Origin of the sequence: Actinacidiphila oryziradicis (assembly GCF_005047355.1) — a bacterium.
Classification (GTDB): domain Bacteria; phylum Actinomycetota; class Actinomycetes; order Streptomycetales; family Streptomycetaceae; genus Actinacidiphila; species Actinacidiphila oryziradicis.
This window is the reverse complement of the sequence record NZ_SUMC01000003.1, coordinates 90,523-116,580: the sequence shown is the minus strand read 5'-3', so window position 1 is coordinate 116,580 and position 26,058 is coordinate 90,523. Positions and strand designations below refer to the sequence as shown.

26 protein-coding genes and 1 pseudogene are annotated in these 26,058 nt (G+C 70.2%); 19 read left to right on the top strand and 8 right to left on the bottom strand.

All coding sequences use genetic code 11. The annotated features are described in order from the left end of the window. The first annotated feature begins 217 nt into the window (after positions 1 to 217). Positions 218 to 2,962: a pyruvate dehydrogenase (acetyl-transferring), homodimeric type gene (gene aceE / locus FCI23_RS04480; protein ID WP_136722123.1), complete on the top strand. Its 2,745-nt coding sequence runs from the start codon at positions 218 to 220 to the stop codon at positions 2,960 to 2,962. Positions 2,963 to 3,053: 91 nt separating this feature from the next. Here aceE and FCI23_RS04475 read toward each other — a convergent pair whose 3' ends face one another. Further along, complete coding sequence (locus tag FCI23_RS04475; RefSeq protein WP_246143321.1) at positions 3,054 to 3,284, bottom strand: hypothetical protein; 231 nt, start codon at positions 3,282 to 3,284, stop codon at positions 3,054 to 3,056. Positions 3,285 to 3,338: 54 nt separating this feature from the next. Further along, positions 3,339 to 3,704, bottom strand: a complete 366-nt coding sequence (locus FCI23_RS04470; protein WP_136722290.1) for a peptidase inhibitor family I36 protein — start codon at positions 3,702 to 3,704, stop codon at positions 3,339 to 3,341. 325 nt (positions 3,705 to 4,029) lie between these two features. On the opposite strand from FCI23_RS04470, the gene FCI23_RS04465 reads away from it, so the two are divergent. Together FCI23_RS04465 and FCI23_RS04460 are read left to right on the top strand one after the other, a co-directional pair. Continuing rightward, on the top strand, positions 4,030 to 5,196 hold the full coding sequence (locus FCI23_RS04465) for an alpha/beta hydrolase (protein ID WP_246143319.1): 1,167 nt from the start codon (positions 4,030 to 4,032) through the stop codon (positions 5,194 to 5,196). A 164-nt stretch (positions 5,197 to 5,360) separates the two neighbouring features. Next, positions 5,361 to 6,083: pseudogene (locus tag FCI23_RS04460) on the top strand (DUF4429 domain-containing protein); the annotation flags it as partial. Positions 6,084 to 6,444: 361 nt separating this feature from the next. On the opposite strand, the gene FCI23_RS04455 reads toward FCI23_RS04460, so the two are convergent. The 3 genes from FCI23_RS04455 to FCI23_RS56140 are packed head-to-tail and all read right to left on the bottom strand — an operon-like array spanning position 6,445 to position 8,095. Continuing rightward, positions 6,445 to 7,461 (bottom strand): aldo/keto reductase, encoded by a 1,017-nt coding sequence (locus FCI23_RS04455; RefSeq protein WP_136722289.1) that lies wholly within the window; start codon positions 7,459 to 7,461, stop codon positions 6,445 to 6,447. 5 nt (positions 7,462 to 7,466) lie between these two features. After that, positions 7,467 to 7,901 (bottom strand): MerR family transcriptional regulator, encoded by a 435-nt coding sequence (locus FCI23_RS04450; protein ID WP_136722119.1) that lies wholly within the window; start codon positions 7,899 to 7,901, stop codon positions 7,467 to 7,469. A gap of 56 nt (positions 7,902 to 7,957) precedes the next feature. Next, complete coding sequence (locus FCI23_RS56140; RefSeq protein WP_169316680.1) at positions 7,958 to 8,095, bottom strand: hypothetical protein; 138 nt, start codon at positions 8,093 to 8,095, stop codon at positions 7,958 to 7,960. Between the two features lie 133 nt (positions 8,096 to 8,228). Here FCI23_RS56140 and FCI23_RS04445 point away from each other — a divergent pair, with 133 nt between their 5' ends. Next, positions 8,229 to 8,825, top strand: coding sequence for a TetR/AcrR family transcriptional regulator (locus FCI23_RS04445; RefSeq protein WP_169316679.1), 597 nt, complete (start codon positions 8,229 to 8,231; stop codon positions 8,823 to 8,825). A gap of 218 nt (positions 8,826 to 9,043) precedes the next feature. Here the strand turns inward: FCI23_RS04445 and FCI23_RS04440 are convergent, their stop codons facing one another. Next, complete coding sequence (locus tag FCI23_RS04440) at positions 9,044 to 9,877, bottom strand: TauD/TfdA family dioxygenase (protein WP_136722117.1); 834 nt, start codon at positions 9,875 to 9,877, stop codon at positions 9,044 to 9,046. A gap of 170 nt (positions 9,878 to 10,047) precedes the next feature. Between FCI23_RS04440 and FCI23_RS04435 the strand changes: the two genes are divergently transcribed. Next, the gene (locus FCI23_RS04435) at positions 10,048 to 10,866 is read left to right on the top strand and encodes a serine hydrolase domain-containing protein (protein ID WP_136722116.1); all 819 of its coding nucleotides are present in this window, start codon (positions 10,048 to 10,050) and stop codon (positions 10,864 to 10,866) included. Between the two features lie 83 nt (positions 10,867 to 10,949). Here FCI23_RS04435 and FCI23_RS04430 read toward each other — a convergent pair whose 3' ends face one another. Next, positions 10,950 to 11,657 (bottom strand): cache domain-containing protein, encoded by a 708-nt coding sequence (locus tag FCI23_RS04430; RefSeq protein ID WP_136722115.1) that lies wholly within the window; start codon positions 11,655 to 11,657, stop codon positions 10,950 to 10,952. 50 nt (positions 11,658 to 11,707) lie between these two features. Next, entirely contained in the window at positions 11,708 to 12,457 is a 750-nt protein-coding gene (locus tag FCI23_RS04425) for a FadR/GntR family transcriptional regulator (protein WP_136722114.1), read from the bottom strand. A 111-nt stretch (positions 12,458 to 12,568) separates the two neighbouring features. Here FCI23_RS04425 and FCI23_RS04420 point away from each other — a divergent pair, with 111 nt between their 5' ends. From FCI23_RS04420 to FCI23_RS04355, 14 genes are all read left to right on the top strand, one after another. Beyond that, the gene (locus FCI23_RS04420) at positions 12,569 to 13,603 is read left to right on the top strand and encodes an ABC transporter ATP-binding protein (protein ID WP_136722113.1); all 1,035 of its coding nucleotides are present in this window, start codon (positions 12,569 to 12,571) and stop codon (positions 13,601 to 13,603) included. Between the two features lie 43 nt (positions 13,604 to 13,646). After that, positions 13,647 to 14,843 carry an ABC transporter substrate-binding protein gene (locus tag FCI23_RS04415; protein ID WP_136722112.1) on the top strand — a complete coding sequence of 399 codons (1,197 nt, stop codon included), beginning with the start codon at positions 13,647 to 13,649 and terminating at the stop codon, positions 14,841 to 14,843. Between the two features lie 6 nt (positions 14,844 to 14,849). After that, a complete protein-coding gene (locus FCI23_RS04410; RefSeq protein WP_136722111.1) occupies positions 14,850 to 15,752 on the top strand; it encodes an ABC transporter permease in 903 nt (300 codons plus the stop codon). 7 nt (positions 15,753 to 15,759) lie between these two features. Then, complete coding sequence (locus tag FCI23_RS04405; RefSeq protein WP_136722110.1) at positions 15,760 to 16,575, top strand: ABC transporter permease; 816 nt, start codon at positions 15,760 to 15,762, stop codon at positions 16,573 to 16,575. A 77-nt stretch (positions 16,576 to 16,652) separates the two neighbouring features. Next, positions 16,653 to 17,852: a PucR family transcriptional regulator gene (locus FCI23_RS04400; protein WP_136722109.1), complete on the top strand. Its 1,200-nt coding sequence runs from the start codon at positions 16,653 to 16,655 to the stop codon at positions 17,850 to 17,852. Between the two features lie 89 nt (positions 17,853 to 17,941). Continuing rightward, positions 17,942 to 18,868: an ACP S-malonyltransferase gene (locus FCI23_RS04395; protein ID WP_136722108.1), complete on the top strand. Its 927-nt coding sequence runs from the start codon at positions 17,942 to 17,944 to the stop codon at positions 18,866 to 18,868. Between the two features lie 13 nt (positions 18,869 to 18,881). Beyond that, the gene (locus FCI23_RS04390) at positions 18,882 to 19,892 is read left to right on the top strand and encodes a ketoacyl-ACP synthase III (RefSeq protein WP_136722107.1); all 1,011 of its coding nucleotides are present in this window, start codon (positions 18,882 to 18,884) and stop codon (positions 19,890 to 19,892) included. Between the two features lie 70 nt (positions 19,893 to 19,962). Next, the gene (locus FCI23_RS04385) at positions 19,963 to 20,211 is read left to right on the top strand and encodes an acyl carrier protein (RefSeq protein WP_136722106.1); all 249 of its coding nucleotides are present in this window, start codon (positions 19,963 to 19,965) and stop codon (positions 20,209 to 20,211) included. A 72-nt stretch (positions 20,212 to 20,283) separates the two neighbouring features. Further along, positions 20,284 to 21,558 (top strand): beta-ketoacyl-[acyl-carrier-protein] synthase family protein, encoded by a 1,275-nt coding sequence (locus FCI23_RS04380; RefSeq protein WP_136722105.1) that lies wholly within the window; start codon positions 20,284 to 20,286, stop codon positions 21,556 to 21,558. Positions 21,559 to 21,857: 299 nt separating this feature from the next. Then, positions 21,858 to 23,318, top strand: a complete 1,461-nt coding sequence (locus FCI23_RS04375; protein ID WP_136722104.1) for a sensor histidine kinase — start codon at positions 21,858 to 21,860, stop codon at positions 23,316 to 23,318. After that, a complete protein-coding gene (locus tag FCI23_RS04370) occupies positions 23,318 to 23,737 on the top strand; it encodes a roadblock/LC7 domain-containing protein (protein WP_136722103.1) in 420 nt (139 codons plus the stop codon). Before FCI23_RS04375 ends, FCI23_RS04370 begins: the two co-directional genes overlap by 1 nt. Beyond that, positions 23,734 to 24,093: a DUF742 domain-containing protein gene (locus FCI23_RS04365; protein ID WP_136722102.1), complete on the top strand. Its 360-nt coding sequence runs from the start codon at positions 23,734 to 23,736 to the stop codon at positions 24,091 to 24,093. The genes FCI23_RS04370 and FCI23_RS04365 overlap by 4 nt, the downstream gene beginning before the upstream one ends. After that, positions 24,074 to 24,694 carry a GTP-binding protein gene (locus tag FCI23_RS04360; RefSeq protein WP_246143317.1) on the top strand — a complete coding sequence of 207 codons (621 nt, stop codon included), beginning with the start codon at positions 24,074 to 24,076 and terminating at the stop codon, positions 24,692 to 24,694. Before FCI23_RS04365 ends, FCI23_RS04360 begins: the two co-directional genes overlap by 20 nt. After that, positions 24,691 to 25,983 carry a cytochrome P450 gene (locus FCI23_RS04355; protein ID WP_211265202.1) on the top strand — a complete coding sequence of 431 codons (1,293 nt, stop codon included), beginning with the start codon at positions 24,691 to 24,693 and terminating at the stop codon, positions 25,981 to 25,983. The genes FCI23_RS04360 and FCI23_RS04355 overlap by 4 nt, the downstream gene beginning before the upstream one ends. Positions 25,984 to 26,058: the final 75 nt, after the last annotated feature.

Sequence of the window (26,058 nt, the reverse complement as noted above, 5' to 3'; positions counted from 1 at the left end):
GAATCCACAACGGGCCCGGGCAGGGGTCGGTCGTGCGTCCGACTGGGCGTAGAGTTGCGATTTGGCCGACCGGCCACCAGGTCACGTAGGGGTTCCGCAAGGGGCACGTCTTACTACGTGGCAGTTACCGCTCAGTAGAGATGACGTATTCAACGGTGCGGTACACGATGGAGGCGGCGCGACCCAGCAGAGCAAGACCTAGTAGCGAAGGAACAGCGTGGCTTCCGGATCCGATCGCAACCCGATCATCATTGGTGGCCTTCCCAGCCAGGTCCCGGACTTTGATCCCGAGGAAACGGCGGAATGGCTCGATTCGCTAGACGCGGCCATCGACGAACGCGGCCGTGAGCGTGCCCGCTACCTGATGCTCCGCCTCATCGAGCGCGCCCGCGAGAAGCGTGTCGCAGTCCCCGAGATGCGCAGCACGGACTACGTCAACACCATCGCGACCAAGGACGAGCCTTTCTTCCCCGGCAACGAGGAGATCGAGCGCAAGGTCCTGAACGCGACCCGCTGGAACGCGGCAGTCATGGTGTCGCGCGCCCAGCGTCCCGGTATCGGCGTCGGCGGCCATATCGCCACCTTCGCCTCCTCCGCCTCCCTCTACGACGTGGGCTTCAACCACTTCTTCCGGGGCAAGGACGGCGGCGACGGCGGCGACCAGATCTTCTTCCAGGGCCACGCCTCCCCCGGCGTCTACGCCCGCGCGTTTCTCCTGGACCGGCTGTCCGAGCAGCAGCTCGACGCCTTCCGTCAGGAGAAGTCCAAGGCCCCTTACGGCCTGTCCAGCTACCCGCACCCGCGGCTGATGCCGGACTTCTGGGAGTTCCCGACCGTCTCCATGGGCCTCGGCCCGCTCGGCGCGATCTACCAGGCCCGGATGAACCGCTATCTGCAGGCGCGCGGCATCGCCGACACCTCGCAGTCGCATGTGTGGGCCTTCCTCGGCGACGGCGAGATGGATGAGCCCGAGTCGCTCGGCCAGCTCTCCCTGGCCGCCCGTGAGGGTCTGGACAACCTCACCTTCGTGGTCAACTGCAACCTCCAGCGCCTCGACGGCCCGGTGCGCGGCAACGGCAAGATCATCCAGGAGCTGGAGTCGCAGTTCCGCGGCGCGGGCTGGAATGTCATCAAGCTGGTCTGGGACCGCAGCTGGGACCCGCTGCTCGCCCAGGACCGCGACGGCGTCCTGGTGAACAAGCTGAACACCACCCCCGACGGCCAGTTCCAGACGTACGCCACCGAGACCGGCTCGTACATCCGCGAGCACTTCTTCGGCGACGACCACCGGCTGCGCCGGATGGTCGAGGGCCTCACCGACGACCAGGTCCTGCACCTCGGGCGCGGCGGCCACGACCACAAGAAGATCTACGCGGCGTACAAGGCGGCCAAGGAGCACGAGGGCCAGCCGACCGTCATCCTCGCCCAGACCGTCAAGGGCTGGACCCTCGGCCCGAACTTCGAGGGCCGCAACGCGACCCACCAGATGAAGAAGCTGACGACCGAGGACCTCAAGCGGTTCCGTGACCGGCTGCACCTGCCGATCACCGACAAGCAGCTGGAAGAGGGCTACCCGCCCTACTACCACCCGGGCGCGAAGTCCGAGGAGATCCAGTACATGCACGACCGCCGCAGCTCGCTGGGCGGCTACGTGCCGACCCGCGTGGTGCGGGCCAAGCCGCTGAACCTCCCGGACGACAAGGCCTACGCCGTCACCCGGAAGGGTTCCGGCAACCAGGCCATCGCCACCACCATGGCCTTCGTCCGGCTCCTGAAGGACCTCATGCGGGACAAGGAGATCGGCAAGCGCTTCGTGCCGATCGCCCCCGACGAGTACCGCACCTTCGGCATGGACTCGCTCTTCCCGTCGGCCAAGATCTACAACCCGCTGGGCCAGATGTACGAGTCCGTCGACCGCGAGCTGCTCCTCGCCTACAAGGAGTCGCCGACCGGCCAGATGCTGCACGACGGCATCTCCGAGGCCGGTTGTACGGCCTCGCTGATCGCCGCCGGCTCCTCGTACGCCACGCACGGCGAGCCGCTGATCCCGGTCTACGTCTTCTACTCGATGTTCGGCTTCCAGCGCACCGGCGACCAGTTCTGGCAGATGGGCGACCAGCTCGCCCGCGGCTTCGTCCTGGGCGCCACCGCCGGCCGTACCACCCTGACGGGTGAGGGCCTCCAGCACGCCGACGGCCACTCGCACCTGCTCGCCTCGACCAACCCGGCAGCGGTCGCCTACGACCCCGCCTTCGGCTTCGAGATCGCACACATCGTCAAGGACGGCCTGCGCCGGATGTACGGCCAGCCCAACGCAGGTGAAGACCCGAACGTCTTCTACTACCTCACCGTCTACAACGAGCCGATCGTCCACCCCGCCGAGCCGGCCGACGTCGACGTCGAGGGCATCCTCAAGGGCCTGCACAGATACCGGGCCGGCACCGAGGGCGCCATCCCCGCACAGATCCTCGCCTCGGGCGTGGCGGTGCCGTGGGCCCTGGAGGCGCAGCAGATCCTCGCCGCCGAGTGGGACGTACGGGCCGACGTCTGGTCCGCCACCTCCTGGAACGAGCTCCGCCGCGACGCCGTGAGGGCCGAGGAGCACAATCTCCTCCACCCTGAGGAGGAGCAGCGCGTCCCGTACGTGACGCGCAAACTCACCGGCACCGAGGGCCCCGTGGTCGCTGTCTCCGACTGGATGCGCGCCGTCCCGGACCAGATCTCCCGCTGGGTCCCCAACCAGTACCAGTCCCTCGGGGCGGACGGCTTCGGTTTCGCCGACACCCGGGGCGCCGCACGCCGCTTCTTCCACATCGATGCCCAGTCGGTCGTCCTCGGCGTGCTCACCGAGCTCGCCAAGCAGGGCAAGATCGACCGGTCCGTCCTGAAGCAGGCCATCGACCGCTACCAGCTCCTGGACGTGACCGCTGCCGACCCCGGCGCGGCGGGCGGCGACGCCTGACGCCTCTCCGGTCCTCGCCGGTCCCACGGTGGTCCTGGTGGCCCGCATCACCTCGGTGGTGCGGGCCACCAGCCGTCTGCGCCGTAGGCGGCTACTGCATCGCGTAGAGCACCGAGACCACTGTGTCCAGTGCCCCCAGAAGCACCGCGCCCACTGCGGTTATGGGCTTGGAGCCGCGCCAACCGCGCCCCATCGCCAGCCAGCCGAGGACGACGGCGACCGGCCCCAGCACGATGCCGAGGGCCCAGAAGCCGATCACCGCGCTGATCAGGCCGACGATGCCCAGCGTGGACTTCTCCGTCTTCGCGGTCTTCTCGGCCATCGCGCCTCCCTGAGTCGTATTATCCATTTGCCCGGCGGCCGCGTGGCCATGCGCTCAGCGCTCCCAGATCTTGAACGCCCGTACTGTATACGGGGATTCGGGCACCAGGGTGCCCGACGGGTAGGTGTCGAACTCGGCCTCGGAGGCGCACGTCGCGCTCTGATAGGTCGTCACCGGGCGGCCGGTGCGGTTGACGAAGGAGCGGGCCGGCTCACTCTCCGGGAGGACGACACAACTTTCGATGGCAGTGCCGTCCAGCTCGTGAAGCTGGCGAGGGCCGCCGAAGTTGGTCCTGCCCCAGAGACAGAACTCACCGGCATTGCACTTGTCGGCGGCGGAGCCCGCGGCGGTGGCCGGCGCGGCGGCCACCGGAATGATGGCGGTCGCGGCGAGGGCGGCGGCGGTGAGGACCTTGCGCATATGGATCACTTCCCCGTGTGTGGTGCTCGGTAGGTACGTGATCAGCTTTGCCGCAAGAGCCGCCCGGCAAAAGGGGGTTCGGGCGCTTTCACCCTGATAGGGAGTTGACAGACCACGGCGCCTGTGACGCGTTCCCGGAACCGTCTTTTGACGTATGACACCAGCGGCGGCAACGGCGCCGCCCACCGCGAGAGTCGGGCCTATACCCGAAACGAGGGACGGCCGCCCGGTCAATGGGATGAGCGTCCGGTTTCGTCCGCTTCTAAACGTGACTTGAGTCACCAGTGGCATGGGAGGGCGTCTACGTCCCCTACGGTGGCTCGTGGTGAACCTTTTCGATGAGCGTTTCAGCTCCCCCTCCCTCCGCGCCCTGCTCGCGCTTTCGGTGGTCTTCATCATGCTGGGGACCACCGGCTGGACAGCGATGCGCAGCTACGCGTCGGCCCCCGATCCACGGGCCGCCGCGATGTCCGCATGGCTGCACGGGTCCGTGGGCGGACGAAGACTGCCCAACCCGGCACTCGGCAGCGACGCCGTGGCGCACTTCCTCGCCAGCCTCACCCCGGTCCAGCGCGAACGCCTCGCGGTCCGGTACCCGCTCGTCGTCGGCAATCTCAACGGCGCCCCGGTGCCCCTGCGGTTCGAGGCCAACCGCCTCTCGCTCGTCGCGGCCCGCGTCGCGGAGACCAAACGCTCACACAGCGCCCTGCTCACCCCAGCGGGACGCCAGCAGGCGTCCGACCGGGTCCAGACCTACGACTCGCTGCTCAGCGGCAAGCGCCAGATCCTCACCTTCGACCCGACCGGCAGCGGCCGGGTCGCCGAGGTGCTCGGCAACCTGGACACCGCCAGCCGGGTCGCGATCGTGGTCCCCGGTGTGGACACCGACCTCCTGCACTTCGAGCGGACCGACCAGCCCTACCGGGCCCCGCTCGGCATGGCGCAGGCCCTGTACGCCTCCGAGCGGGCTGCCGCACCGTCCGCCCATACCGCGGTCATCGCCTGGGCCGACTACACCACCCCCTCGGGCGTCGGCCTGGACGCGTCCACCGGCGAGCTCGCCGAACTGGGTGCGGCCCGGCTGAAGGCCCTGGTCAGCGCGCTGCCAGGACACGCTCCGGTCTCACTGTTCTGCCACTCCTACGGCTCCGTGCTGTGCGGAGTGGCCGCTCCCGGCCTCTCCGCCGGCAAGGTCGCCGACATCGCGGTCTTCGGCAGCCCCGGCATGCGGGTCGAACGCGCCGCGGATCTGCACACCCAGGCTCGGATCTGGGCCGCCCGGGACCGAACCGACTGGATCAGCGACGTACCGCACTTGGAAATCGCCGGCCTCGGCCACGGCGCCGACCCCGTCTCCAAGGCCTTCGGCGCCCGCGTCGTCACCTCCGCCGGGGCCGACGGCCACGCGGGGTACTTCGCCACCGGCACCGCGAGCCTGGCGAACTTCACCCGGATAGCCTTGGGCCGGTACGCCTCGGTGCATCTGGCCTAGGACGGTCCAGGACCCGTCCGGTCGAGTTGCGACCCGCAACGTCTGCGCAACCGGGTAAACATCGCCGGGGGGCACCACGCTGCGGATTTCCGGTTCAGGACAGTGGCGACGCGCGTAGCTCGGGAACGGGTCCTGTCGCTTGACCGACGCCTACGATGGCCCGTATGGGTGAGGAATTGGCCGGATCCAATGCCGTATGGGAGTTCGAGACCGATGCCGTGGTCATCCGGTACGAGCGGGGGATGCGCAATTCCCGGCTGCTGCAGGCGCTCGGCGAGCGGCGCATTCCGTACGCAGCGCTGGCGGGAGTGCAGCTCGGGTCCGGGCGTCGGGGCAGCGTCGTCCTGCGAACGGTGCCCAGGCAGGGGGCGGACCCCCTGATCGAGGCCGCGAACGGCCAGCTCAAGGAAGCCGCCGACCCGTACCGCCTGGTGCTGCCGGCCGACAGTCGGCTACTGGCCGAGTACTACGCCGACGAGCTGCGGACGGCGATCGGCAACCTCCCGGAGGAAGCCGCCGACCGCTATCTCGTCTCCGCGCCCGCCGCGCCGCAGTCCTTCAAGGCATACGACGCGAGGGCGTCCTTCGACGGCGAGACCGTGTCCTTCCGCTGGTCCCGGACCGGGGCCTCGTCGGCCAAATGGAAGGCCGGCGACCAGCACTTTCCGATCACCAGCCTCTACGGGGTCGAATGGCGCGCCCCGGAGAAGCTCGGCGGCTACCTACGGCTGCTCCCCCGTGACAACGTTGGTGGCGGGGCCGCCGGAGCCGTCAGCGCCGCCGGGGCTCCCGAGGACGACCCCACCGCCGTTGTGTTCGGGCTCGGCTACGGGCTGGTGCACGAGTCGCTGCCGCTGGCGGCTTCGGTACTCGGCGCTGTGCAGCGCGCCGTACGGAAATAACGGCCCGGGCCGCCCGGGGGCCGGGGTGCCTGCCGCGCTGTCCCCTCCCCGCCCCTCCCGGCCGCGTCCCATATGCGGCCGGCGCCGCGTGGGGGGCTCCGCCCCAGACCCGCCTCCCACGCCCTGGCGGGCGTGGCAGGGACCCGCCCCCTACGCCCTGCGGGCGTGGGGGGACCCGCCCCCTACGCCCTGGCGGGCGTGGGAGGGACCCCCAAGGTCCTCAAACGCCGGACGAGCTGGATTTACCCACGTTGTGGGCAGGCGTGCCGCAGGGCGAAGGGGGCACCTCCCATGCCCTTAAGGCTATGGGGAGGGTGGGCACAACACCGGCCACCGGCCCGGAGGGCTACTCGCGGGCGGCGGAGGTGGAGGACATGTCCGGGTAGCGGTCGCCGGCGACCTGCCCGGCGATGGGTTCCAGCTGCTCCAGCTCGGCCGGGCTCAGGGTGATCCGGGTCGCGGCGGCGTTCTCGCGGACGCGCTCGGCCTTGCGGGTGCCGGGGATCGGCACCACGGTGAGCCCGTGCTCCTGGGACCGCTGGTGCACCCAGGCCAGCGCGATCTGCCCGAGGGAGGCACCGTGTGCCTCGGCGATGGCACGGACCGGCTCCAGGAGATCGGCGTTGCGCTTGGCGTTCTCGCCGGTGAAGCGGGGCTGGAACCGCCGGAAGTCGCCGCCGGACAGATCGGCGGAGGCGTCGGTGAAGGCGCCGGTCAGGAAGCCCCGGCCGAGCGGCGAGTACGGTACGAGGGCCACGCCCAGGTCGGCGGCGGCGCCGACCGCGGACTTCTCCACGTCACGGCTGAACAGCGACCACTCCGACTGGAGCGCCGAGATCGGGTGTACGGCGTGCGCCTCGCGCAGCTCGGCGCCGGTCACCTCGGAGAGCCCCAGGTGCTTGACCTTGCCCTCCCGTATCAGCTCGGCCATCGCGCCGACCGACTCCTCGAAGGGCACCGCGGGATCGCGCCGGTGCATGTAGTACAGGTCGATCACATCGACGTCCAGCCGCCGCAGGCTGCGCTCCACGGCCGCGCGGATGTAGGCGCGGTCGTTGGCTATCCCCCGGTAGCTCGGGTCGTCGGCCTTCCGTACGAGCGCGAACTTCGTCGCCAGCGTGATCTCGTCGCGGTGCGCCTTCACGAACGGCGCCAGGAACTCCTCATTCGCGCCCTGGCCGTAGGCATCGGCGGTGTCGAAGAGAGTCACCCCCACGTCCAGTGCCGCGTCCAGCGTGGCCCGGGCCCCGGCCTCGTCGGTTTCCCCGTAGAACTCGCTGATGCCCATCGCACCGAAGCCCTGCACGCCGACCAGCGGGCCGTCCGTCCCGAGTACGACCTTGGCTATCTTCTCGTTGCTCATCAGGGTCATGCCCTCTCCGGCGTCAGACAGGCGCCAGCATAGAAGTCGATCTTGTAGTCGAGGACCGCGAGAGTGTCCTGGAGCTCGGCGATCCGGCGCCGCACATCCTCCCGGGTGGCGGCCAGCAGCGCCTGCCGCTCAGGCATGGTGTGCGCGCCCTCACGCGCCATCTCGGCGTAGCGCACCATGTCCGCGACCGGCATCCCGGTCAGCCGCAGCTTGCCGACGAAGACCAGCCAGTCCAGGTCCTTGTTGGTGTAGCGGCGCTGCCCGGTGTTCGAGCGGTCGACCTCCGGCATCAGCCCGATCCGCTCGTACCAGCGCAGCGTGTGCGCACTGAGCCCGGTGAAGCAGACCACCTCACTGATCGTGTAGTGATCTCGCCCGTCCGGCTTGCGCCGGCCCACCTGGCCCGCCTGGGCCACCTGCGTCACGGTCATAACATCGAGGCTAATTCCTTGGAGTGCACTCCAGGCAAGTGACTTCGGCGGCCGGCTTACGGCAGACCGCGCAGCCAGTCACCAATCCGCTCGCCCGCCCGGTCCACCAGGGCCCCTGGGCGCCCCGGACGCCAGTAGGTGCGACAGCGGGTGCTCGGGACCATGAAGCGCTGCAGGACGTCGACCTTGATCATCCCGCTCCTCCCAAGGGCCGTACGCCACCATGAACCAAGCGGTTCACGGACCGTAGGTCCGCTGCGTTTCCACGGCGTCGCCTGCCCTGAGCCACCCCGTTACACCCCGTCAACGGCAGGTAATGTGCTGGCCATGCCCGATTCCCCGGACCTGCCCGAACGCGACCGTCTGCTGCGGCTCACCGCCGACTACGTACTGGAGTACGGGGTCGCGGAGATGACCCTGCGCCGGCTGGGGCAGGCGATCGGCACCAACAACCGGATGCTGCTCTACTACTTCGGCTCCAAGGAGGAACTGATCTCGGCCGCGCTGGTCGAGGCGGGCGGCCGCTTTCCCATACTGGCGCGGGCGTTCGCCATCCTGGACGAGCAGGACCGCCCGCTGGCCGAGCGGATCATGGCGGCGTGGGACGCGGTGGCGGCGGCCGAGAATCTGCCGTTCCACCGGACCTTCTTCGAGGTGCTCGGCCTTGCCGCGCACCGACGTGGTCGCTTCGACGCCTTTCTGGGGTCCGTCGGCAGCGACTGGCGGGACCAGGTGGCGGCCTCGCTGCATGGCAGTGGGGTGCCGGAGCCGGCGGCGAGCGATCTGGCGCAGGAGTTGGTCGCGCTGTGGCGCGGTCTCCAGTTGGACCTGATCACATCGGGCGACCGGGCTGCGACCGACCGCGCGAATGCGGCGGCCGCGCGGTCGCTCGCGGAGCGGGCGCTGGCCGCCGCCGTCGGCTAGGCCCGTGCCGGGGGCGGGGTGTCGGCCGCCTGCGGCGCCGTCCCCTCCCCGCCCCTTCCCGGCTGCGTCCTATATGCGGCTGGCGCCGCGTGGGGGGCCAGCCGCCCCGGACCCGCCCCCTACGCCCTGGCGGGCGTGGGAGGGACCCCCAAGGTCCTCAAACGCCGGACGGGCTGGATTTACCGACGTTGTGGGCAGGCGGGCCGCAGGCGTGGGGCTCAGCTCGCGAGGGGGATCTTCGGCACGACGATGTCCAGCGGCCCATCGGGGACGGCGACCGCGTCCGTGCTCCAGCCCCAGATCGAACAGACCTTGCGCAGCGGGTCGTTGTAGCCGTCCCGGCCGTGGAGTACGCGGTAGTTGTCGACGCAGATCATCTCGCCCGCCTGGGCACGGAACATCGGCCCGGTGTCGCGGACCGCGTTGACCACGGTCTCCCAGCGGCGGACGAACGCCCAGTGTGCCGCCTCGGCGGCGCCTTCGACCGGCGCGAGGTAGGGGTGGTAGCGCCCTTGGAAGCGGCCGGAGGGGGTACGCCGGGCGATGGGGGCGTAGGTGCCCTGGGGGTAGTTGGGTTCGGAGTGGTCGATGTCGACGGTGCGGCAGAAGTGGGCGAGGTCGGCGCTGGCGGAGTCGGCGGCGAGCAGGTCGAGCAGCCGGGCGGTGTCGATGAGGAAGGAGTCCCCACCCCGTGCGGCAGGCCGTTCGCACCAGAGGAAAAGGTGGTCGGGGGCGTAGTCGCCGAAAGCGAAGCCGTCGTTGTGGGCGACCATGCGTTCCTCGGCGGAGCCGAAGTTGCGCTTGCGGCCGCGCGAGTCGGCGGGCTGGGCGTCGACCATCATGGCCTCGCGCCGGCCGCCCGCCTTGGTCGCCTCGAACTGGGTGCCGCAGCGCAGGGCCCGCTCTCCCATGATCCGCCGGCCGAGGGCCACCGCCGCCGCCTCGTCCGCCACCCCGGTCACAACGACCGCGCCCTCCGCCGCGACGACTTCTCGGGCCTCTTCGGCGCTGGTCACCTTACGGGGGATGAAGCTCGCGGAACTGACGTCCATCACTCTGCCTCCTCGCGATTGAACCGACCGGTTCAACCACCGTAGGAACCCAGTGTTTCACCGCCGTGTCCGGCCCGCACAACTTCCGTTACCTCGCCCCGGTGACGGCAAGCCCGGCGGAGAATGCCCCCGCAGCCCCGCCTGCCGCCGGGCCATCTAAGCTCGGCCGCATGCAGAGCCTGACCCTGATGCAGAACTGGCCGGTCCCCACTGCCGCGGCAGCCGTCGTCCGCCGTGACGGCACAGTGGCGGGCCGATACGGCCCGGACAGCCATCCTTTCCGGCTCGCCTCGGTCACCAAGCCGCTCTCCGCCTACGCCGCGCTCGTGGCCGTCGAGGAGGGCGCCGTTGAGCTCGACGAGCCCGCGGGGCCCGAGGGCTCGACCGTAGGGCACCTGCTGGCGCACACCTCGGGGCTCGCCTTCGACGAACACCGCACGGTGGCCGCGCCCGGCACCCGGCGGCTGTACTCCAACGCGGGCTTCGAGGTGCTGGGCGACCACATCGCCAAGGCCACGGAGATCCCCTTCCCCGAATACCTCCGCCAGGCCGTCCTGGAGCCGCTGGGCATGGGGTCGACGTCCCTGACCGGCTCCCCCGCGGCGGGCGGCATCTCGACCGTCGGCGACCTGGTGCGCTTCGCGGCGGAGTTGCAGGCACCGAAGCTGCTGGCCGCCGGGACGGTGGCCGAGGCGACGAGCGTCGTCTTCCCCGGGCTGAAGGGCGTGCTGCCCGGCTACGGCCATCAGAACCCCAACGACTGGGGCCTGGGCTTCGAGATCCGCGGCACCAAGTCCCCGCACTGGACGGGCTCGGCCTCCTCGCCGCGCACCTTCGGCCATTTCGGCCAGTCCGGCACGTTCTTGTGGGTCGACCCGGATGCCGGGGCGGCCTGCGTTGCGCTCACCGACCGCGACTTCGGCGAGTGGGCGCTCCCGCTCTGGCCGGCGTTCACGGACGCGGTGCTGGGGGAGCTGCGTTCGGCGTAGACCGCCTGCGGCGTTTCCCCTTCCCGCCCCTTCCCGGCTGCAGGACCGCAGCCGGGAAGGGGCGGGCCAGGGGAGAAGAAACCTCAGCCCGGCGCCGCCGTAACCAGCACCAGCGGGATCTCCCCGCACGGCACACCGGCCACCGGCCCCTTGAGCAGCGAGCCGGCCAGGCGCCGGGCGTCGGTCGAGGCGGCGACCCGGCCCCGGGCGTTCACCAGGCACGCCGGTCCGGGCAGCCGCCGCAGCAGCGGCATCACGACCGCCTCGAAGTGCCGCAGATAGACATCGGCGGCGGCCACTCCGAGGAAGCGGCCGTTGTCGTACACCGGGACGGAGAGCGTGAGGCTGTACTCGTCGGAGCAGAGGTAGTCCACGTACGGTCCGGCCACCGCCCGCTGCCCGTTGGCGCGGGGCAGTGCGAACCAGTCCCAGTGGGTGTAGTCGGAGTAGGCCGACGTAGCCGGGTCCAGGTCGAGCAGCAGCGGGCGCAGCTCACCGTCGCGGCCGGTCTGCCACCACTCCAGCCACGCGGGTACGTCGCCGAGCAGCCCCGGCTCGGCGATGAACCCGGCGCCGGAGATCAGGTCGCGGTGCGCGGACAGCTGGGCGTGCAGCAGCGGCCGTAGCGCCGCCAGGTCGGCGGTAATGAGGGCGCGTCCGGCGGTACGGGCCGTGGCCGCGAGCGGGGCGGTGCGGTCCCGGGCCGCGGCGACGGCCTCGAAGACGTCCTCCAGGGTGCGCCGGACGCCTTCGACCACGTCCGCCGCGGTCGTAGTCGTAGTGGTGGGCACGTGGGCTGCCTCCGGGGTAGGGACGGGCGCCTTCCGCCGGGGGCGGAGGGTCAGCCGGAGTCGCTGAGGCGCAGCTCGATCAGACGCCCCATCGCGTCCTGCACACGCCCCTCGGCCAGGGTCCTGGCCTGCTCGCCTTCGCCGTCCGCCACGGCGCGGAGCAACGCACGGTGCAGCGCCGCGACTTGAGTACGGTCGTCGGCCCCGCCGAGTGCGAGACAGATTAGCGCCCCGATCTCGGCCTGGATACTGACCTCTTCGCGGGTGAGCCGGGCGGACTGCGCGGCGGCGGCCAGCTCGACGTGGAAGCGGCCGTATATCCGGCCCCGGGCCGCGGGGTCGCCGGCCGCCTCGAACTCCTCCAGGGTGCGGTGCAGCGGGGCCAGGTCATCCGGTTCGGTGCGTTCGGCGGCGAGCCGGGCGGCGGCGCCGGAAACGGCGGCCCAGTGATCGGCGAGGTCGCGCAGTTCCTCCGTACTCCAGTCGGCGAGCCGGGTGCCGAGGCGGCCGGCGGCCGGCCGGTCGCCGCCCGGGGCGGTCACGAAGCTGCCGCCGCCACGGCCCCGGCGGGTGGTGACCAGGCCCTGCTGGCGCAGCGCCATGAGTGCTTCGCGCAGGGTCACGGTGGAGACGCCGAGCAGCGCGGCGAGGTCGCTCTCGCCGGGCAGCTGTTCGCCGTCGGCGAGCAGCCCCAGCGCGATGGCGTCGCCGAGGCGCCGTACGACGGCGTCGACGCGGCCCAGGCTGCCGCCGACAGGGGCGAAGACGGCATGTCGGGCACCGCTGGAGACTCTGCTCACCAGGTCACCTTCTCAGTTGACGAAAGCTTTACCTCAACCGGGCCTTGCTCATAGAACTATAGCTTCATAGGTTTACGGTCAACGTCCGACAGCGCCAGAAAGGTTCCGCCCATGCCCGGGGAAGGAACAGCCATCCGGCTGCAGAGCCTGCACAAGTCCTTCGGCCAGGTGGAAGCGATCTCCGGGGTGGACCTGGAGATCCGCGACGGGGAGTTCTTCTCCATGCTCGGCCCCTCGGGCTCCGGCAAGACCACGGTGCTGCGCATGATCGCCGGGTTCGAGCCCCCCACCGGAGGCACCATCGAGCTGGCGGGCAAGGACGTCACCCGCCTCGCGCCCTTCGAACGGGACGTCAACACCGTCTTCCAGGACTACGCGCTCTTCCCGCACATGACGCTCGAACAGAACGTCGCGTACGGCCTGAAAGTCCGCAAGGTCCCCAAGGCCGAACGCCTGGAACGCGCCCGCGAGGCGCTGGCAGGCGTACGCCTGGAAGGCTTCGGCAAGCGCCGCCCCTCGCAGCTCTCCGGCGGTCAGCGGCAGCGCGTCGCGCTCGCCCGCGCCCTGGTGGGGCGCCCCAGGGTGCTGCTGCTCGACGAGCCGCTGGGCGCCCTGGACCTCAAGCTCCGCGAGGAGATGCAGGTCGAGCTGAAGGAGCTGCAGCGCGGCGTCGGCATCACCTTCGTCTTCGTCACCCACGACCAGGAAGAGGCGCTGACCATGAGCGACCGGATCGCGGTCTTCAACCGCGGCCGGATCGAGCAGATCGGAACCCCCGCCGAGGTCTACGAGCGGCCCGCGACACCCTTTGTCGCGGGCTTCGTCGGCACGTCGAACCTGCTGACCGGCGAGGCCGCCGAGCAGATCGTCGGCGCGGCCGGGACCTACAGCGTCCGCCCCGAGAAGATCCGGCTGGTGGACGCCGCCGGGCCGGAGGCGGACGACGAACACCGCTCCGCCATCGGCACCGTCGCCGAGGTGGTCTATCTGGGCGACGCCACCCGCTTCATCGTCGACCTCGACTCGGGCGGCCGGCTCACCGCCCTCCAGCAGAACCTGGATTCCGGATCCGCCGAGGTCGGCGCACTGCGCGGCACCCGGATCCGGCTCCAGTGGCACCAACGCCACAACTTCCGCGTCGCGTAACCGAAGTCAAGTCCCCTGCTCCCGCGCTCACCACGGAGACATCGTGCGTCTGACTCGTACCCTCGGCTGTACCGCCGCGATCGGTGCCCTCGCCCTCGCCACCGCCTGCGGCGGCTCCTCCTCGACGTCCAGCGGCAACGGCACCTTCACCCCGCCCAAGCTGACCGCCCAGAAGACCCTCGGCAAGGGCGAGGGCCAAGTGAATCTGATCGCCTGGGCGGGCTACGCCGAGGACGGTAGCAACGACAAGTCCGTCGACTGGGTCCACCCGTTCGAGAAGCAGACCGGCTGCAAGGTCAACACCAAGACCGCCGGGACCTCCGACGAGATGGTCAGCCTGATGAAGACCGGCCAGTACGACGCGGTCTCCGCCTCCGGCGACGCCTCGCTGCGGCTGATCGCCTCCGGTGACGCCGCGCCCGTCAACACCGGCCTGGTGCCCAACTACAAGGACATCTTCTCCAGCCTGAAGACACAGAAGTGGAACTCGGTCAACGGGGTCGCCTACGGCATCCCGCACGGCCGGGGCGCCAACCTGCTGATGTACCGCACCGACAAGGTCTCCCCCGCCCCCACCTCCTGGTCGGCGGTGTTCGACAAGGCCGCCGCCTACAAGGGCCATGTCACCGCGTACGACTCCGCGATCTACATCGCCGACGCCGCCCTCTACCTCAGCAAGTCCAAGCCCTCGCTGGGCATCAAGGACCCCTACGCGCTCGACCAGAAGCAGTTCGATGCCGCCGTTGCCCTGCTGAAGGCGCAGAACGCCGACATCAGCGAGTACTGGAGCGACTACCTCAAGGAGATCTCCGCCTTCAAGAGCGGCGACTCGGTGATCGGCACCACCTGGCAGGTCATCGCCAACCTCGCCGAGTCCGAGAAGGCCAAGGTCAGCGCCATCCTGCCGACCGAGGGCGCGACCGGCTGGTCCGACACCTGGATGATCTCCGCCAAGGCCAAGCACCCCAACTGCGCCTACCAGTGGATGAACTGGATCGTCTCCCCCAAGGTCAACGCCCAGGTCGCCGAGTGGTTCGGCGAGGCCCCGGCCAACTCCAAGTCCTGCGCACTGACCTCCGACAAGAGCTTCTGCTCCACCTACCACGCGGCCGACGAGCCGTACTGGAAGAAGGTCCACTTCTGGACCACTCCGATCCAGCAGTGCCTGGACGGCCGCACCAACGTCAAGTGCGTGCCCTACGTCAAGTGGGTGCAGGCCTGGACCTCGATCAAGGGCTGAGCACCGATGACCCCCTCCGCGCCCGCCGCCGTCCCGGACCTGAAGACGGGTCCGGTCCGGCGGCTCGCCGGGACCCTGCACCGCCGCCCGAGGCTGCGGCTGTCCCTGCTCCTGACCGCACCGATGGCCTGGCTCGTCGTGGCCTACCTCGGCTCCCTGGCCGCCCTGTTCATGTCCGCGTTCTGGACGACCGACCCGTTCACCTCGGATGTCGTCAAGACCTGGACGCTGGACAACTTCACCACCCTGCTCACCACCGACGTCTACCGTACGGTCGCGCTGCGCAGCATCGGCGTCGCCCTCGCGGTCACCGCCGTCGACATCGTGATCGCCTTCCCCATCGCCTTCTACACCGCCCGGGTCGCCAAGCCCAGGTACCGCCCGCTGCTGGTGGTCGCGGTGCTCACCCCGCTGTGGGCCAGCTACCTGGTCAAGGCCTACGCCTGGCGGATCATCCTGTCCGAGGGCGGGTTGCTGGACTGGGCGCTGAAGCCCTTCGGCCTCACCGGTCCGGGGTACGGGCTCACCGCCGTGATCATGGTGCTGTCGTACCTCTGGCTGCCGTACATGATCCTGCCGATCCACGCGGGACTCGAACAGCTCCCGGCCAGTGTGCTGGACGCCTCTGCGGACCTCGGCGCCCGCACCTGGCGGACCTTCCGGTCGGTGGTGGTGCCGATGGTGCTGCCGTCGATCGCCGCCGGTTCGGTCTTCACCTTCTCGCTCAGCCTCGGCGACTACATCGCCGTACAGATCGTCGGCGGCAAGACCCAGCTCATCGGCAACCTCGTCTACTCCAACATCACGCTCGACCTGCCGCTGGCCGCCGCACTCGGCACCGTACCGGTCGCCGTCATCGTGCTCTATCTGCTCGCAGTGCGCCGCAGCGGCGCGCTCGCCGCGCTGTGAGCAAGGTATGGAACTCTCCCGTCCCGCACGGATAGCCCTGCGCTGCGCCGCCGCCCTCGGCTTCGCGATCATCTACATCCCGCTGCTGCTGGTCCTAATCAACTCCTTCAACCTCGACCGCACCTTCGGCTGGCCGCCCTCCGGCCTCACCCTGCGCTGGTGGGGCGACGCCTGGCACAGCTCCGGCGCCCGCGCCGCCCTGTGGACCTCGGTCCGGGCGGGTCTCGGCGCCACCGCTATCGCCCTGGGGCTGGGCACGCTGATCGCGTTCGCCGTGCAGCGCTACGAGTTCTTCGGCCGGGAGAGCGTCTCGTTCCTGGTGGTACTGCCCATCGCGCTGCCCGGCATCGTCACCGGTGTCGCCCTCAACACCGCCTTCCGTACGGTGCTGGAGCCGCTCGGTGTCGGCCTCGGGCTCTTCACCGTCATCGTCGGCCACGCCACCTTCTGCGTCGTCGTGGTCTTCAACAACGTGGTCGCGCGGCTGCGCAGGCTGTCGGGCTCGTACGAGGACGCCGCGGCGGACCTCGGCGCGGACACCTTCCAGACGTTCCGCGACATCACCTTCCCGCTGGTGCGTTCCGCCCTCGTGGCGGGCGGCCTGCTCGCCTTCGCGCTCTCCTTCGACGAGATCGTGGTCACCACCTTCACCGCCGGGCCCGGGATCCAGACCCTCCCCGTCTGGATCTTCTCCAACATGGCCCGGCCCCAGCAGGCCCCGGTGGTCAACGTCGTCGCGGCCGTCCTGGTGCTAATGTCCGTCGTCCCCGTCTACCTGGCCCAGCGGCTGTCGTCCGACACCGCGGCCGGCAGCAGGATTTAGAGCGCCCGGCAGTAGGCGGGGCGGGCCCGCGGCGGGCGGCGCCGAAGACGCCGTGACCAGTCTGAGAAGCTTGTCCTGTGCCTCAAGCCTCCCGGAACGCCTGCGACCCGAAACGCGACCACCCACACGCGGCGACGCTGCGACGACTGGAGAAGTCCGCTGGACGGCTCGCCCAGAACGCGATCACGCGGATGGACGCGCAGCTCCCGTGGTACCGGGCGATGCCCCCGGAGAACCGGTCATGGATCGGCCTGGTCGCCCAGGCCGGTATCGCCGCGTTCACCGAGTGGTTCCGGCACCCCGAGTCGACGCAGGCCATCAGCACCGACGTCTTCGGCACCGCGCCCCGCGAGCTGACCCGGGCGATCTCGCTCCGCCAGACCGTCGAGATGGTGCGCACCACCTTCCAGGTGGTCGAGTCCGAGATCGGCACGCTCGCCGCCCCCGGCGACGAGTCGGTACTGCGCGAGGCCCTGTTGGTCTACGTACGCGAGATCGCCTTCGCGACCGCGCAGGTCTACGCGCAGGCCGCCGAGGCGCGCGGCGCGTGGGACGCCCGGCTGGAGTCACTCGTCGTCAACGCGGTGCTCTCCGGCGAGACGGACGAGGGCGTACTGTCCCGGGCGGCGGCACTCGGCTGGACCAACCCGGACCGTATCGTCGTCCTCCTCGGCACCGCGCCGAACGGTGACAGCGAGCTGACCGTCGAGGCGATCCGGCGGGCGGCGCGTCACGCGAAGCTCCAGGTGCTGACCGGGGTGTTCGGCGACCGGCTGGTGGTGGTCGCCGGCGGCGAGGGCGACCCGATCCGGGTGGCGAAGGCGCTGATCGCACCGTTCGCTGCCGGCCCCGTGGTGGCCGGGCCGGTGGTCGGGGACCTGCTGTCGGCGACCCGTTCCGCGCAGGCCGCGGCGGCCGGGCTGAAGGCCTGCGCGGCCTGGCCCGACGCGCCGCGCCCGGTGCTCTCCGACGATCTGCTGCCGGAGCGGGCGATGGCGGGCGACCGGTACGCCCGTGAGCAACTGGTGGAGGAGATCTACAGCCCGCTGGCGGAAGCGGGTTCGGCCCTGCTGGAGACACTGTCCGTATACCTCGAACAGGCCTCCTCGCTCGAAGGGGCCGCGCGGATGTTGTTCGTTCACCCCAACACCGTCCGCTACCGGCTACGACGTGTGACGGACGTCACCGGTTGGTCACCGTCGGATGTACGCTCCGCGTTCACGCTGCGCATCGCTCTTATCCTGGGGCGACTCTCCGAAGCAGGCCAGACACCTTAGGTGTTTGTGGGACACCCACAAATCACCAGTCTGTTCTTGGTCCCTGTCCCCACCGGCGGGGACAACCCCGCACAAGAGAGAGTGAAAGCGTGCTCGTACTCGTAGCTCCCGGCCAAGGCGCCCAGACGCCCGGCTTCCTCACCCCCTGGCTCGAACTCCCCCGAGCCGCCGACCGCCTCGCCGACTGGTCCGATGCCGCGGGGATCGACCTCGTCCATTACGGCACCAAGGCCGACGCGGACGAGATCCGCGACACCGCCGTGGCCCAGCCGCTGCTGGTCGCCGCCGGTCTGCTGTCGGCGGGCGAGCTCGGCGCGACCGGCGCGGCGGGCGCGCTGGCCGGCCACAGCGTCGGGGAGTTCACCGCCGCCGCGCTGGCCGGGGTGCTGTCCGAGGAGGCGGCGCTGGGCTTCGTGGCCGCCCGTGGCCGCGCGATGGCCGAGGCGGCCGCCGTGACCGCGACCGGCATGTCGGCGATCCTCGGCGGCGAGCCGGAGGACGTGGTGGCGCGCCTCACCGAGCTCGGCCTGACCCCGGCGAACATCAACGGCGCCGGGCAGATCGTCGCGGCCGGCACGATCGAGCAGCTGGCGGCGCTGGCCGAGAACAAGCCCGAGACGGCCCGGCGGGTCACCCCGCTGAAGGTGGCGGGCGCCTTCCACACCCATCACATGGCCCCGGCGGTCGCCACACTGGAGGCCCTGGTGCCGGGCTTGGCCGTGAGCGATCCGGGTACCCGATATGTGTCGAACACCGACGGCCAGGTCGTCGGCAGCGGCGCCGAGATCGTCGGACGGCTCGTCACCCAGGTCTCCAACCCGGTCCGCTGGGACCTCTGCATGGAGACGTTCCAGAAGCTCGGCGTCACCGCGATCATCGAGGCCGCTCCGGGCGGCACGCTCGTCGGCCTCGCCAAGCGAGCTCTCCCAGGCATCAGGACACTGGCACTCAAGACCCCGGATGACCTCGAGGCGGCCCGCGCCATCGTCGCCGAGCACGCCAACCAGGCCGAATAGGAGCCCCGCAGACATGACCGCGCAAATCAAGCCCAGCAAGGGTGCCCCATACGCACGGATCATGGGCGTCGGCGGGTACCGCCCGGTCCGGGTGGTACCCAACGAGGTGATCCTGGAGCACATCGACTCCAGCGACGAGTGGATCCGCTCCCGCTCCGGGATCGCCACCCGGCACTGGGCGGGCCCGGAGGAGACCGTCGCCGAGATGTCAATAGCGGCCGCGGGCAAGGCCCTCGCGGACGCGGGCATCGCCGCCTCGGACATCGGCGGCGTCGTCGTAGCGACCGTCTCCCACTTCAAGCAGACCCCGGCGATCGCCACCGAGATCGCGCACCGGATCGGCGCGGGCAGGCCGGCCGCGTTCGACGTCTCCGCCGGCTGCGCGGGCTTCGGCTACGGCCTCACCCTCGCCAAGGGCATGGTCATCGAGGGCAGCGCCGAGTACGTCCTGGTCATCGGCGTCGAGCGGCTCAGCGACCTCACCGACCGCGAGGACCGCTCCACGGCGTTCCTCTTCGGCGACGGCGCGGGCGCGGTAGTCGTCGGCCCGTCCGACGTACCCGCCATGGGCCCCACCATCTGGGGCTCGGAGGGCGACAAGTCCGACACCATCACCCAGACGGTCTCCTGGGAGGCCTACCGCCACGCGAAGCCCGAAGAGGTCCGCTTCCCGGCCCTCACCCAGGAGGGCCAGGCGGTCTTCCGCTGGGCGGTCTTCGAGATGGCCAAGGTGGCCCAGCAGGCGCTGGACGCCGCGGGCGTCACCGCGGACGAACTCGACGCCTTCATCCCGCACCAGGCCAATATGCGCATCATCGACTCGATGATCAAGGCCCTCAAGCTGCCGGAGCACGTCGCCGTCGCCCGCGACGTCGAGACCACCGGCAACACCTCGGCCGCGTCCATTCCGCTCGCCATGGAGCGCATGCTCGCCAGCGGCCAGGCCAAGAGCGGGGACACGGCCCTGGTCATCGGCTTCGGGGCGGGTCTCGTCTACGCCGCGACAGTGGTTACCCTCCCCTAGTCACGTATCCGCGCGGCGTGGCACTCCCGCACCGCCGCACAATCCCCCGCTACACATCAAGGAGCGCCGCATGGCCGCCACCCAGGAAGAGATCACCACCGGTCTCGCTGAGATCGTCAACGAGATCGCCGGCATCCCGGCCGAGGACGTCCTTGCGGACAAGTCCTTCACCGACGACCTGGACGTCGACTCGCTGTCCATGGTCGAGGTCGTCGTCGCCGCCGAGGAGCGCTTCGACGTCAAGATCCCGGACGACGACGTCAAGAACCTCAAGACCGTCGGCGACGCCGTGGACTACATCCTCAAGAACCAGGGCTGATCTTCCAGCCCTGAGCGCCCCTTTGGGACGACGCGTCTGTCGCCCACCCTTCTAGACGTGGAGTGAATTCCTGTGAGCCCGACCAATCACACCGTGGTCGTCACCGGTATCGGAGCAACCACACCGCTGGGTGGCGACAGCGCGTCGACCTGGGAGGCCCTGGTCGCCGGGCGCTCCGGCGTCCGGCTGCTGCAACACGAGTGGGCCGCCGAGCTCCCGGTTCGTATCGCCGCCGAGATCGCCGTCGAACCCGGCGAGGTCATCCCCAAGCACCAGGCCCGCAAGCTCGACCGCTCCGCCCAGTTCGCCCTCATCGCCGCCCGCGAGGCGTGGGCCGACGCCGGTTTCACGGGCAGGGCCGGCGGGGCCTCCGGCACAGAGGGGCCGGTGGACCCCGACCGGCTCGGCTCCGTCGTCGCCTCCGGCATCGGCGGGGTTACGACGCTGCTCGGCCAGTACGACATCCTCAAGGAGCAGGGCGTCCGCAAGGTCTCCCCGCACACCGTGCCGATGCTCATGCCCAACAGCCCTTCGGCCAATGTCGGCATCGAGTTCAACGCCCGCGCGGGCGTCCACACCCCTGTCAGCGCGTGCGCCTCCGGTGCCGAGGCCATCGGTTACGCCATAGAGATGATCCGCACCGGTCGCGCGGACGTCGTTCTCGCCGGCGGCACCGAGGCCGCCATCCACCCGCTGCCCATCGTCGCCTTCGGCAACATGATGGCCATGTCCAAGAACAACGACGACCCCGCGGGTGCCTCGCGTCCCTACGACTCCGGCCGCGACGGCTTCGTCATGGGTGAGGGTGCGGGCGTCATCGTCCTGGAGTCCGCCGATCACGCCGCCCGGCGTGGCGCCCGGGTGTACGCCGAGGCTATCGGCCAGGGCATCTCCGCCGACGGCCACCACATCACCCAGCCCGAGCCGACAGGCCGCGGCATCGGCGCCGCCCTGAAGAACCTGCTGGACGGCAGCGACCTCAAGCCCGCCGAGATCGTGCATGTCAACGCGCACGCCACCTCGACCCCGCAGGGCGATGTCGCCGAGATCAAGGCGCTCCGCAATGTCTTCGGCGACGACGTGGACCACTTCGCGGTGTCCGCGACGAAGTCGATGACCGGTCACCTCCTCGGCGGCGCCGGCGGCATCGAAACGGTCGCCACTGTGCTGGCCCTGTACAACCGGCTCGCTCCGCCGACGATCAACCTCGACAACCCCGACCCCGAGGCGGACGCCGACATCGTCCGCGGCGAGGCCCGCGCCCTGCCGGACGGCACGATCGCCGCGCTCAACGACTCCTTCGGCTTCGGCGGCCACAACGTGGTGCTGGCCTTCCGCAGCGTCTGATCCGGCACAACTCAGGTGCGGGGCGGCCGTTTGGCCACCCCGCACCTTTTTGTCGCCTTTTTCTGTGTACGTTTCGTCAACGTTTTCTTCGGCAGCCGTGGGCGCTCTCCGAACGGTTCATCACTTCAGTACCATGGTCAACTCCAGCACCAGTGGGCCCAGGCGGCCGCACCTATACCCGCGCCCGTACACCTCCGGGTCGCTTCGCGTCGTGGCGATCCATCCCGTCGCACACCGGAAGTGCGGCGCCAGGGTGCCCCACTCCCTCCGACGCAGAACGCCCACGAGGACCTGATCAGATGTCAGCACACATAGCCGTACGCCCCTTGGCGGAGCGTCCGCCATTGTTCAGGACGCTGCTCGTTCCGCTGATCACGGTAGTTGTCACGGGTGGAGCCGCGCTGGGCGCGACCGCCGGGGCACCCGCCGGCGGACGGACCCTCATGGCTTGGTACAGCGGGGTCACGGCGGTACTGCTTTGCGCCGCGGTCGCAGTGGCGGCATACCTTACGCGTACGGTGCGCGGGCTGCGGGCACATATCGCGGCGACGGACGCCGACACCGCACAGCTGGCCGGTAACACGATACCCGATCTGGTGACGCGGCTGAGGGAGGGCACGTCGGCGGAAACCGCCCTCGCCGCCATCGACAAACCCGGCAATGAGCTGCACCGGCGCATTCTCGCCACCCTCGCCCAAGAGGTGGCCCGGAGCGAGCGGATGCGGTCCGCCGCGATGTCCGCGTGCGCCAACGCGGCGGGGCGTGTCCAGGCGCTGGCCACCAGCATGCTCGCCGACCTGCGCGAGATGGAGGACCGGTACGACGACGAGGACGTCCTCAGCGACCTCCTCCACCTGGACCACCGCACCGCACAGGCAGGCCGCCTCGCGGACAGCATCGCCGTACTGACCGGGGCCCGTTCGGGCCGGCGCTGGACCAAGCCGATCGTGATGGAGTCGATCCTGCGCGGTGCGATGGGACGGATCAGTGCCTACCAACGGGTGCGGCTGCACTCCGCCAGCACCTCGGCGGTCGCCGGGCACGCGGCGGAAGGCGTCATGCACGCCCTGGCCGAACTGATGGACAACGCCGCCAACTTCTCCCCGCCCACCGCCGAGGTGCACGTCTACGTCGAAGAGGTCCACACCGGCGTCGTCATCACGGTCGACGACGGCGGCCTGATCATGAGCGAGGCCGCCCTCGCCCGGGCCGAGAAGTCCGTGTCCGGCACACCGCTCGACCTCACCGCCCTGTCCGGCACCCGTCTCGGCCTCCCGGTCGTCGGTGTCCTGGCCCGCAAGCACGGGCTCACGGTCACCTTCCGCCCGTCGTCGCGCGGCGGCACAGGTGTGGTCATGATGATCCCTCAGCAAATCATCACCCAGCCCAAACAGGACGCCGGCCTGGTGATGTCGCTCCCGGTCGAGGCCCCGGCACCGTCCCGCCCCACCACCCTGGCCGGCGCCACCACCGCCACTCCCGCTGCCCCGGGCGGCCCCGCTGCCCGGTCCGGTGCCGCGCCCAAGGACGTCGGTTCCCGGGGACTGCCCAAGCGGCGCCGCGGACAGACCCTGGCAGCGGCTTCCAAGGCCGTGACCCCACCCAAGCCGGCACCCGCGCGCCCGCGCCCCGCCGATGCCGGAAGCCGCTTCGGCGCCTTCCGCCGAGCCAGCCGGGGCGATGACACCGGCACCGGCACCGATGCTCCCGCTCCGCCCCCGGTCCCCACGGCCGGGCCGGACAAGACCATAGGATCCTGATGAAAAGCACAGACCGAGACCTCGACTGGCTGCTCGACAACCTCCTGGACAAGACGCCGGGCGCCCGCCACGCCCTGGTGCTCTCCAGGGACGGCCTCAAGCTCTGCCACACCTCCGCGCTGACGGTGGACCAGGCCGACCAGCTGGCCGCCATTGCCTCGGGAATCCAGAGCCTCTCGCACGGCGCCTCAATGGAATTCGGCGACGGCACCGGAGGGGTGCGGCAGGCGATGACCGAGTTCTACGGCGGGATCCTGTTCATCGTCGAGGCGGGAGAGGGCGCCCACCTCGCCATAATCGCCGACGAGGAAGCCGATGTCGGCACCATCGGCCACAACATGAGCGAACTGGTCGAGCAGATCGGCGACTACCTGGTCTCCCCGCCGCGCCTGGACGGCAGGGGAGGCCTGCCGGAATGAGCCGTCGGCCAGTGGACAAGGAAGACCCCGACCGGCTGTACACCGTCACCCGGGGCCGCAGCCGGTGGGCCGGGAACGCCTTCGATCTGGTCACGCTCATCGTCAGCGAATCCGAGCCCACGCCCGGCATGCAGTCCGAGCATGCCAAGATCCTGCGAATGTGCCACCGGCCGTTGGCCGTCGTGGAGATCGCCTCGAATCTGGGCCTGCCGGTCAGCATCGCGAAGATCCTGCTGACCGATCTCCTCGACATGGGCAGCATCACCGCCCGCCATCCGCGTTCGGCACCGGAGAGGGCGCAACTGCCCGATCCCGACACCCTTAAGCAGGTGCTCCTTGGACTCCACCATCTCTGAACCGGCGCTCCTCCCGGAGCGCGCACCGCTGCTCAGCACCGCCAATGACGGCATGAAGATCGTGATCGTCGGCGGTTTCGGGGTGGGCAAGACAACCATGGTCCGCTCGGTCAGCGAAATACGCCCGCTGAACACCGAGGAGACCATGACGCAGGCGGGGGTCGGGATCGACGACGACGCCGGCGTGGAGAGCAAGACCACGACCACCGTGGCCTTCGACTTCGGCCGGATCAGCCTGAACGCGAGCATGGTGCTGTATCTGTTCGGCGCACCGGGCCAGGAGCGTTTCTGGTTCCTGTGGGACCGGCTCTTCTCCGGCACCCTGGGCGCGGTCGTCCTGGTGGACACCCGCAGGCTGGCCGATTCCTGGTACGCCATCGACCGTCTCGAACATCACGGAACACCGTTCATCGTGGCCCGGAACAACTTCGGCGAGCCCGATTTCTCGCTGGAGCAGGTGCGCGAGGCGCTCGATCTGTCCGCCGACATTCCGCTGATCGACTGCGACGCCCGGTCACGCGACTCCAGCAAAGCCGTGCTGATCGCCCTGCTCAACTATTTGTACGCTCTGTCCTCCGCCGCCCGGGAGACCACTCCGTGACGCAGACCCATCACTCCTCCGACGGCCCGGTACCGCCCCCCGGCTGCCCGGCACACTCCGGGCCGGCCGGCTCCGGGAAGGAGCCTGGAGCCGTCCCGCTGTACGGGCCGCGGTTCCGGCACAACCCGGCGCAGCTGTACCGGGACATCAGGCGGGAGCACGGTCCGGTCGCCCCCATCGTCCTGGAGGGCGGCGTACCCGCATGGCTGGTTCTCGGCTATCGCGAGGTCCACCAGGTCACCACGAACTCCCAGCTGTTCGCCCGTGATTCGCGCCGCTGGCACGCCTGGGACAACATCCCGGCGGACTGGCCGCTGATGCCGTACGTCGGCTACCAGCCCACCGTGCTCTTCGCGGAGGGGGCGGAGCACCAGCGACGCGCCGGGGCCATCAGCGATGCTCTCTCCGCCGTTGACCAGTTCGAGCTGCGGGCGCTGTGCGAGCGGGTCTGCGACGGGCTGATCGACACCTTCGCCGGCCGCGGCCAGGCCGACCTGATCGCCGAATACTCGCACCAGATCCCACTGCTGGTCGTCGCCCGGCTGTTCGGTCTCCCCGACTCGGATGTGCCGGCCCTCGTACAGGACATCGCCGCGTCGCTCGACGAGGGCGACGACGCCATCAACGCGCACATGCGCAATGTCCTGCGGATGCAGCAGCTGGTGGCGGAGAAGCGCAAGGAACCCGGACCGGACATCCCCTCGCGCATGCTGGCGCACCCCGCCGGGCTCACCGACGAGGAGACCGTCATCGACCTGCTCATGGTGATGGCCGCGGCCCAGCAGCCCACCGGCAACTGGATCGGCAACACCCTGCGGCTGATGCTGACCGACGACCGCTTCGCGGTGACGCTCGCGGGCGGCCGGCGCAGCATCGGCCAGGCCCTGAACGAGGTGCTCTGGGAGGACACTCCCACCCAGAACTACATCGGCCGCTGGGCCGCCCGGGACACCCAGCTGGCCGGCCGCCGCATCCGGGCGGGTGACCTGCTCGTGCTCAGCCTGGCCGCCGCGAACGCCGATCCCCAGGTGCGGCCCGACTCGCATGCCGACTCCGCCGGCAACCGCGCCCACATGTCCTTCAGCCACGGCGAGCACTCGTGCCCGTATCCGGCGCCGGAGATCGCCGAGGTGATCGCCCAGACGGCGGTGGAGGTGCTGCTGGACCGGCTCCCGGACGTGGATCTGGCGGTCGCCCCCGAGGCGCTGGTGTGGCGCCCCTCGGTGTGGATGCGGGGCCTGTTCTCGCTTCCGGTCGAGTTCATGCCCGGCTACAGCCACGCCGTATAGCAGTACAGCCGTACAAGCGGCCGGGCGGTGTCCTACGACGTACCTTCCCGTCGGGCACCGTCCAGATCAAGCCAC

Bases quoted from the DNA above. Each gene is read 5' to 3' on its own strand.
- FCI23_RS56140 (WP_169316680.1), bottom strand. From the start codon at position 8,095: ATGATCAAGGTCGACGTCCTGCAGCGCTTCATGGTCCCGAGCACCCGC.
- FCI23_RS04450 (WP_136722119.1), bottom strand. From the start codon at position 7,901: ATGACCGTGACGCAGGTGGCCCAGGCGGGCCAGGTGGGCCGGCGCAAG.
- FCI23_RS04385 (WP_136722106.1), top strand. From the start codon at position 19,963: ATGGCCGCCACCCAGGAAGAGATCACCACCGGTCTCGCTGAGATCGTC.
- FCI23_RS04365 (WP_136722102.1), top strand. From the start codon at position 23,734: ATGAGCCGTCGGCCAGTGGACAAGGAAGACCCCGACCGGCTGTACACC.
- FCI23_RS04370 (WP_136722103.1), top strand. From the start codon at position 23,318: ATGAAAAGCACAGACCGAGACCTCGACTGGCTGCTCGACAACCTCCTG.
- FCI23_RS04470 (WP_136722290.1), bottom strand. From the start codon at position 3,704: ATGCGCAAGGTCCTCACCGCCGCCGCCCTCGCCGCGACCGCCATCATT.
- FCI23_RS04435 (WP_136722116.1), top strand. From the start codon at position 10,048: ATGCAGAGCCTGACCCTGATGCAGAACTGGCCGGTCCCCACTGCCGCG.
- FCI23_RS04455 (WP_136722289.1), bottom strand. From the start codon at position 7,461: ATGAGCAACGAGAAGATAGCCAAGGTCGTACTCGGGACGGACGGCCCG.
- FCI23_RS04405 (WP_136722110.1), top strand. From the start codon at position 15,760: ATGGAACTCTCCCGTCCCGCACGGATAGCCCTGCGCTGCGCCGCCGCC.
- FCI23_RS04390 (WP_136722107.1), top strand. From the start codon at position 18,882: ATGACCGCGCAAATCAAGCCCAGCAAGGGTGCCCCATACGCACGGATC.
- FCI23_RS04475 (WP_246143321.1), bottom strand. From the start codon at position 3,284: ATGGCCGAGAAGACCGCGAAGACGGAGAAGTCCACGCTGGGCATCGTC.
- FCI23_RS04420 (WP_136722113.1), top strand. From the start codon at position 12,569: ATGCCCGGGGAAGGAACAGCCATCCGGCTGCAGAGCCTGCACAAGTCC.
- FCI23_RS04410 (WP_136722111.1), top strand. From the start codon at position 14,850: ATGACCCCCTCCGCGCCCGCCGCCGTCCCGGACCTGAAGACGGGTCCG.
- FCI23_RS04440 (WP_136722117.1), bottom strand. From the start codon at position 9,877: ATGGACGTCAGTTCCGCGAGCTTCATCCCCCGTAAGGTGACCAGCGCC.
- FCI23_RS04445 (WP_169316679.1), top strand. From the start codon at position 8,229: ATGCCCGATTCCCCGGACCTGCCCGAACGCGACCGTCTGCTGCGGCTC.
- FCI23_RS04375 (WP_136722104.1), top strand. From the start codon at position 21,858: ATGTCAGCACACATAGCCGTACGCCCCTTGGCGGAGCGTCCGCCATTG.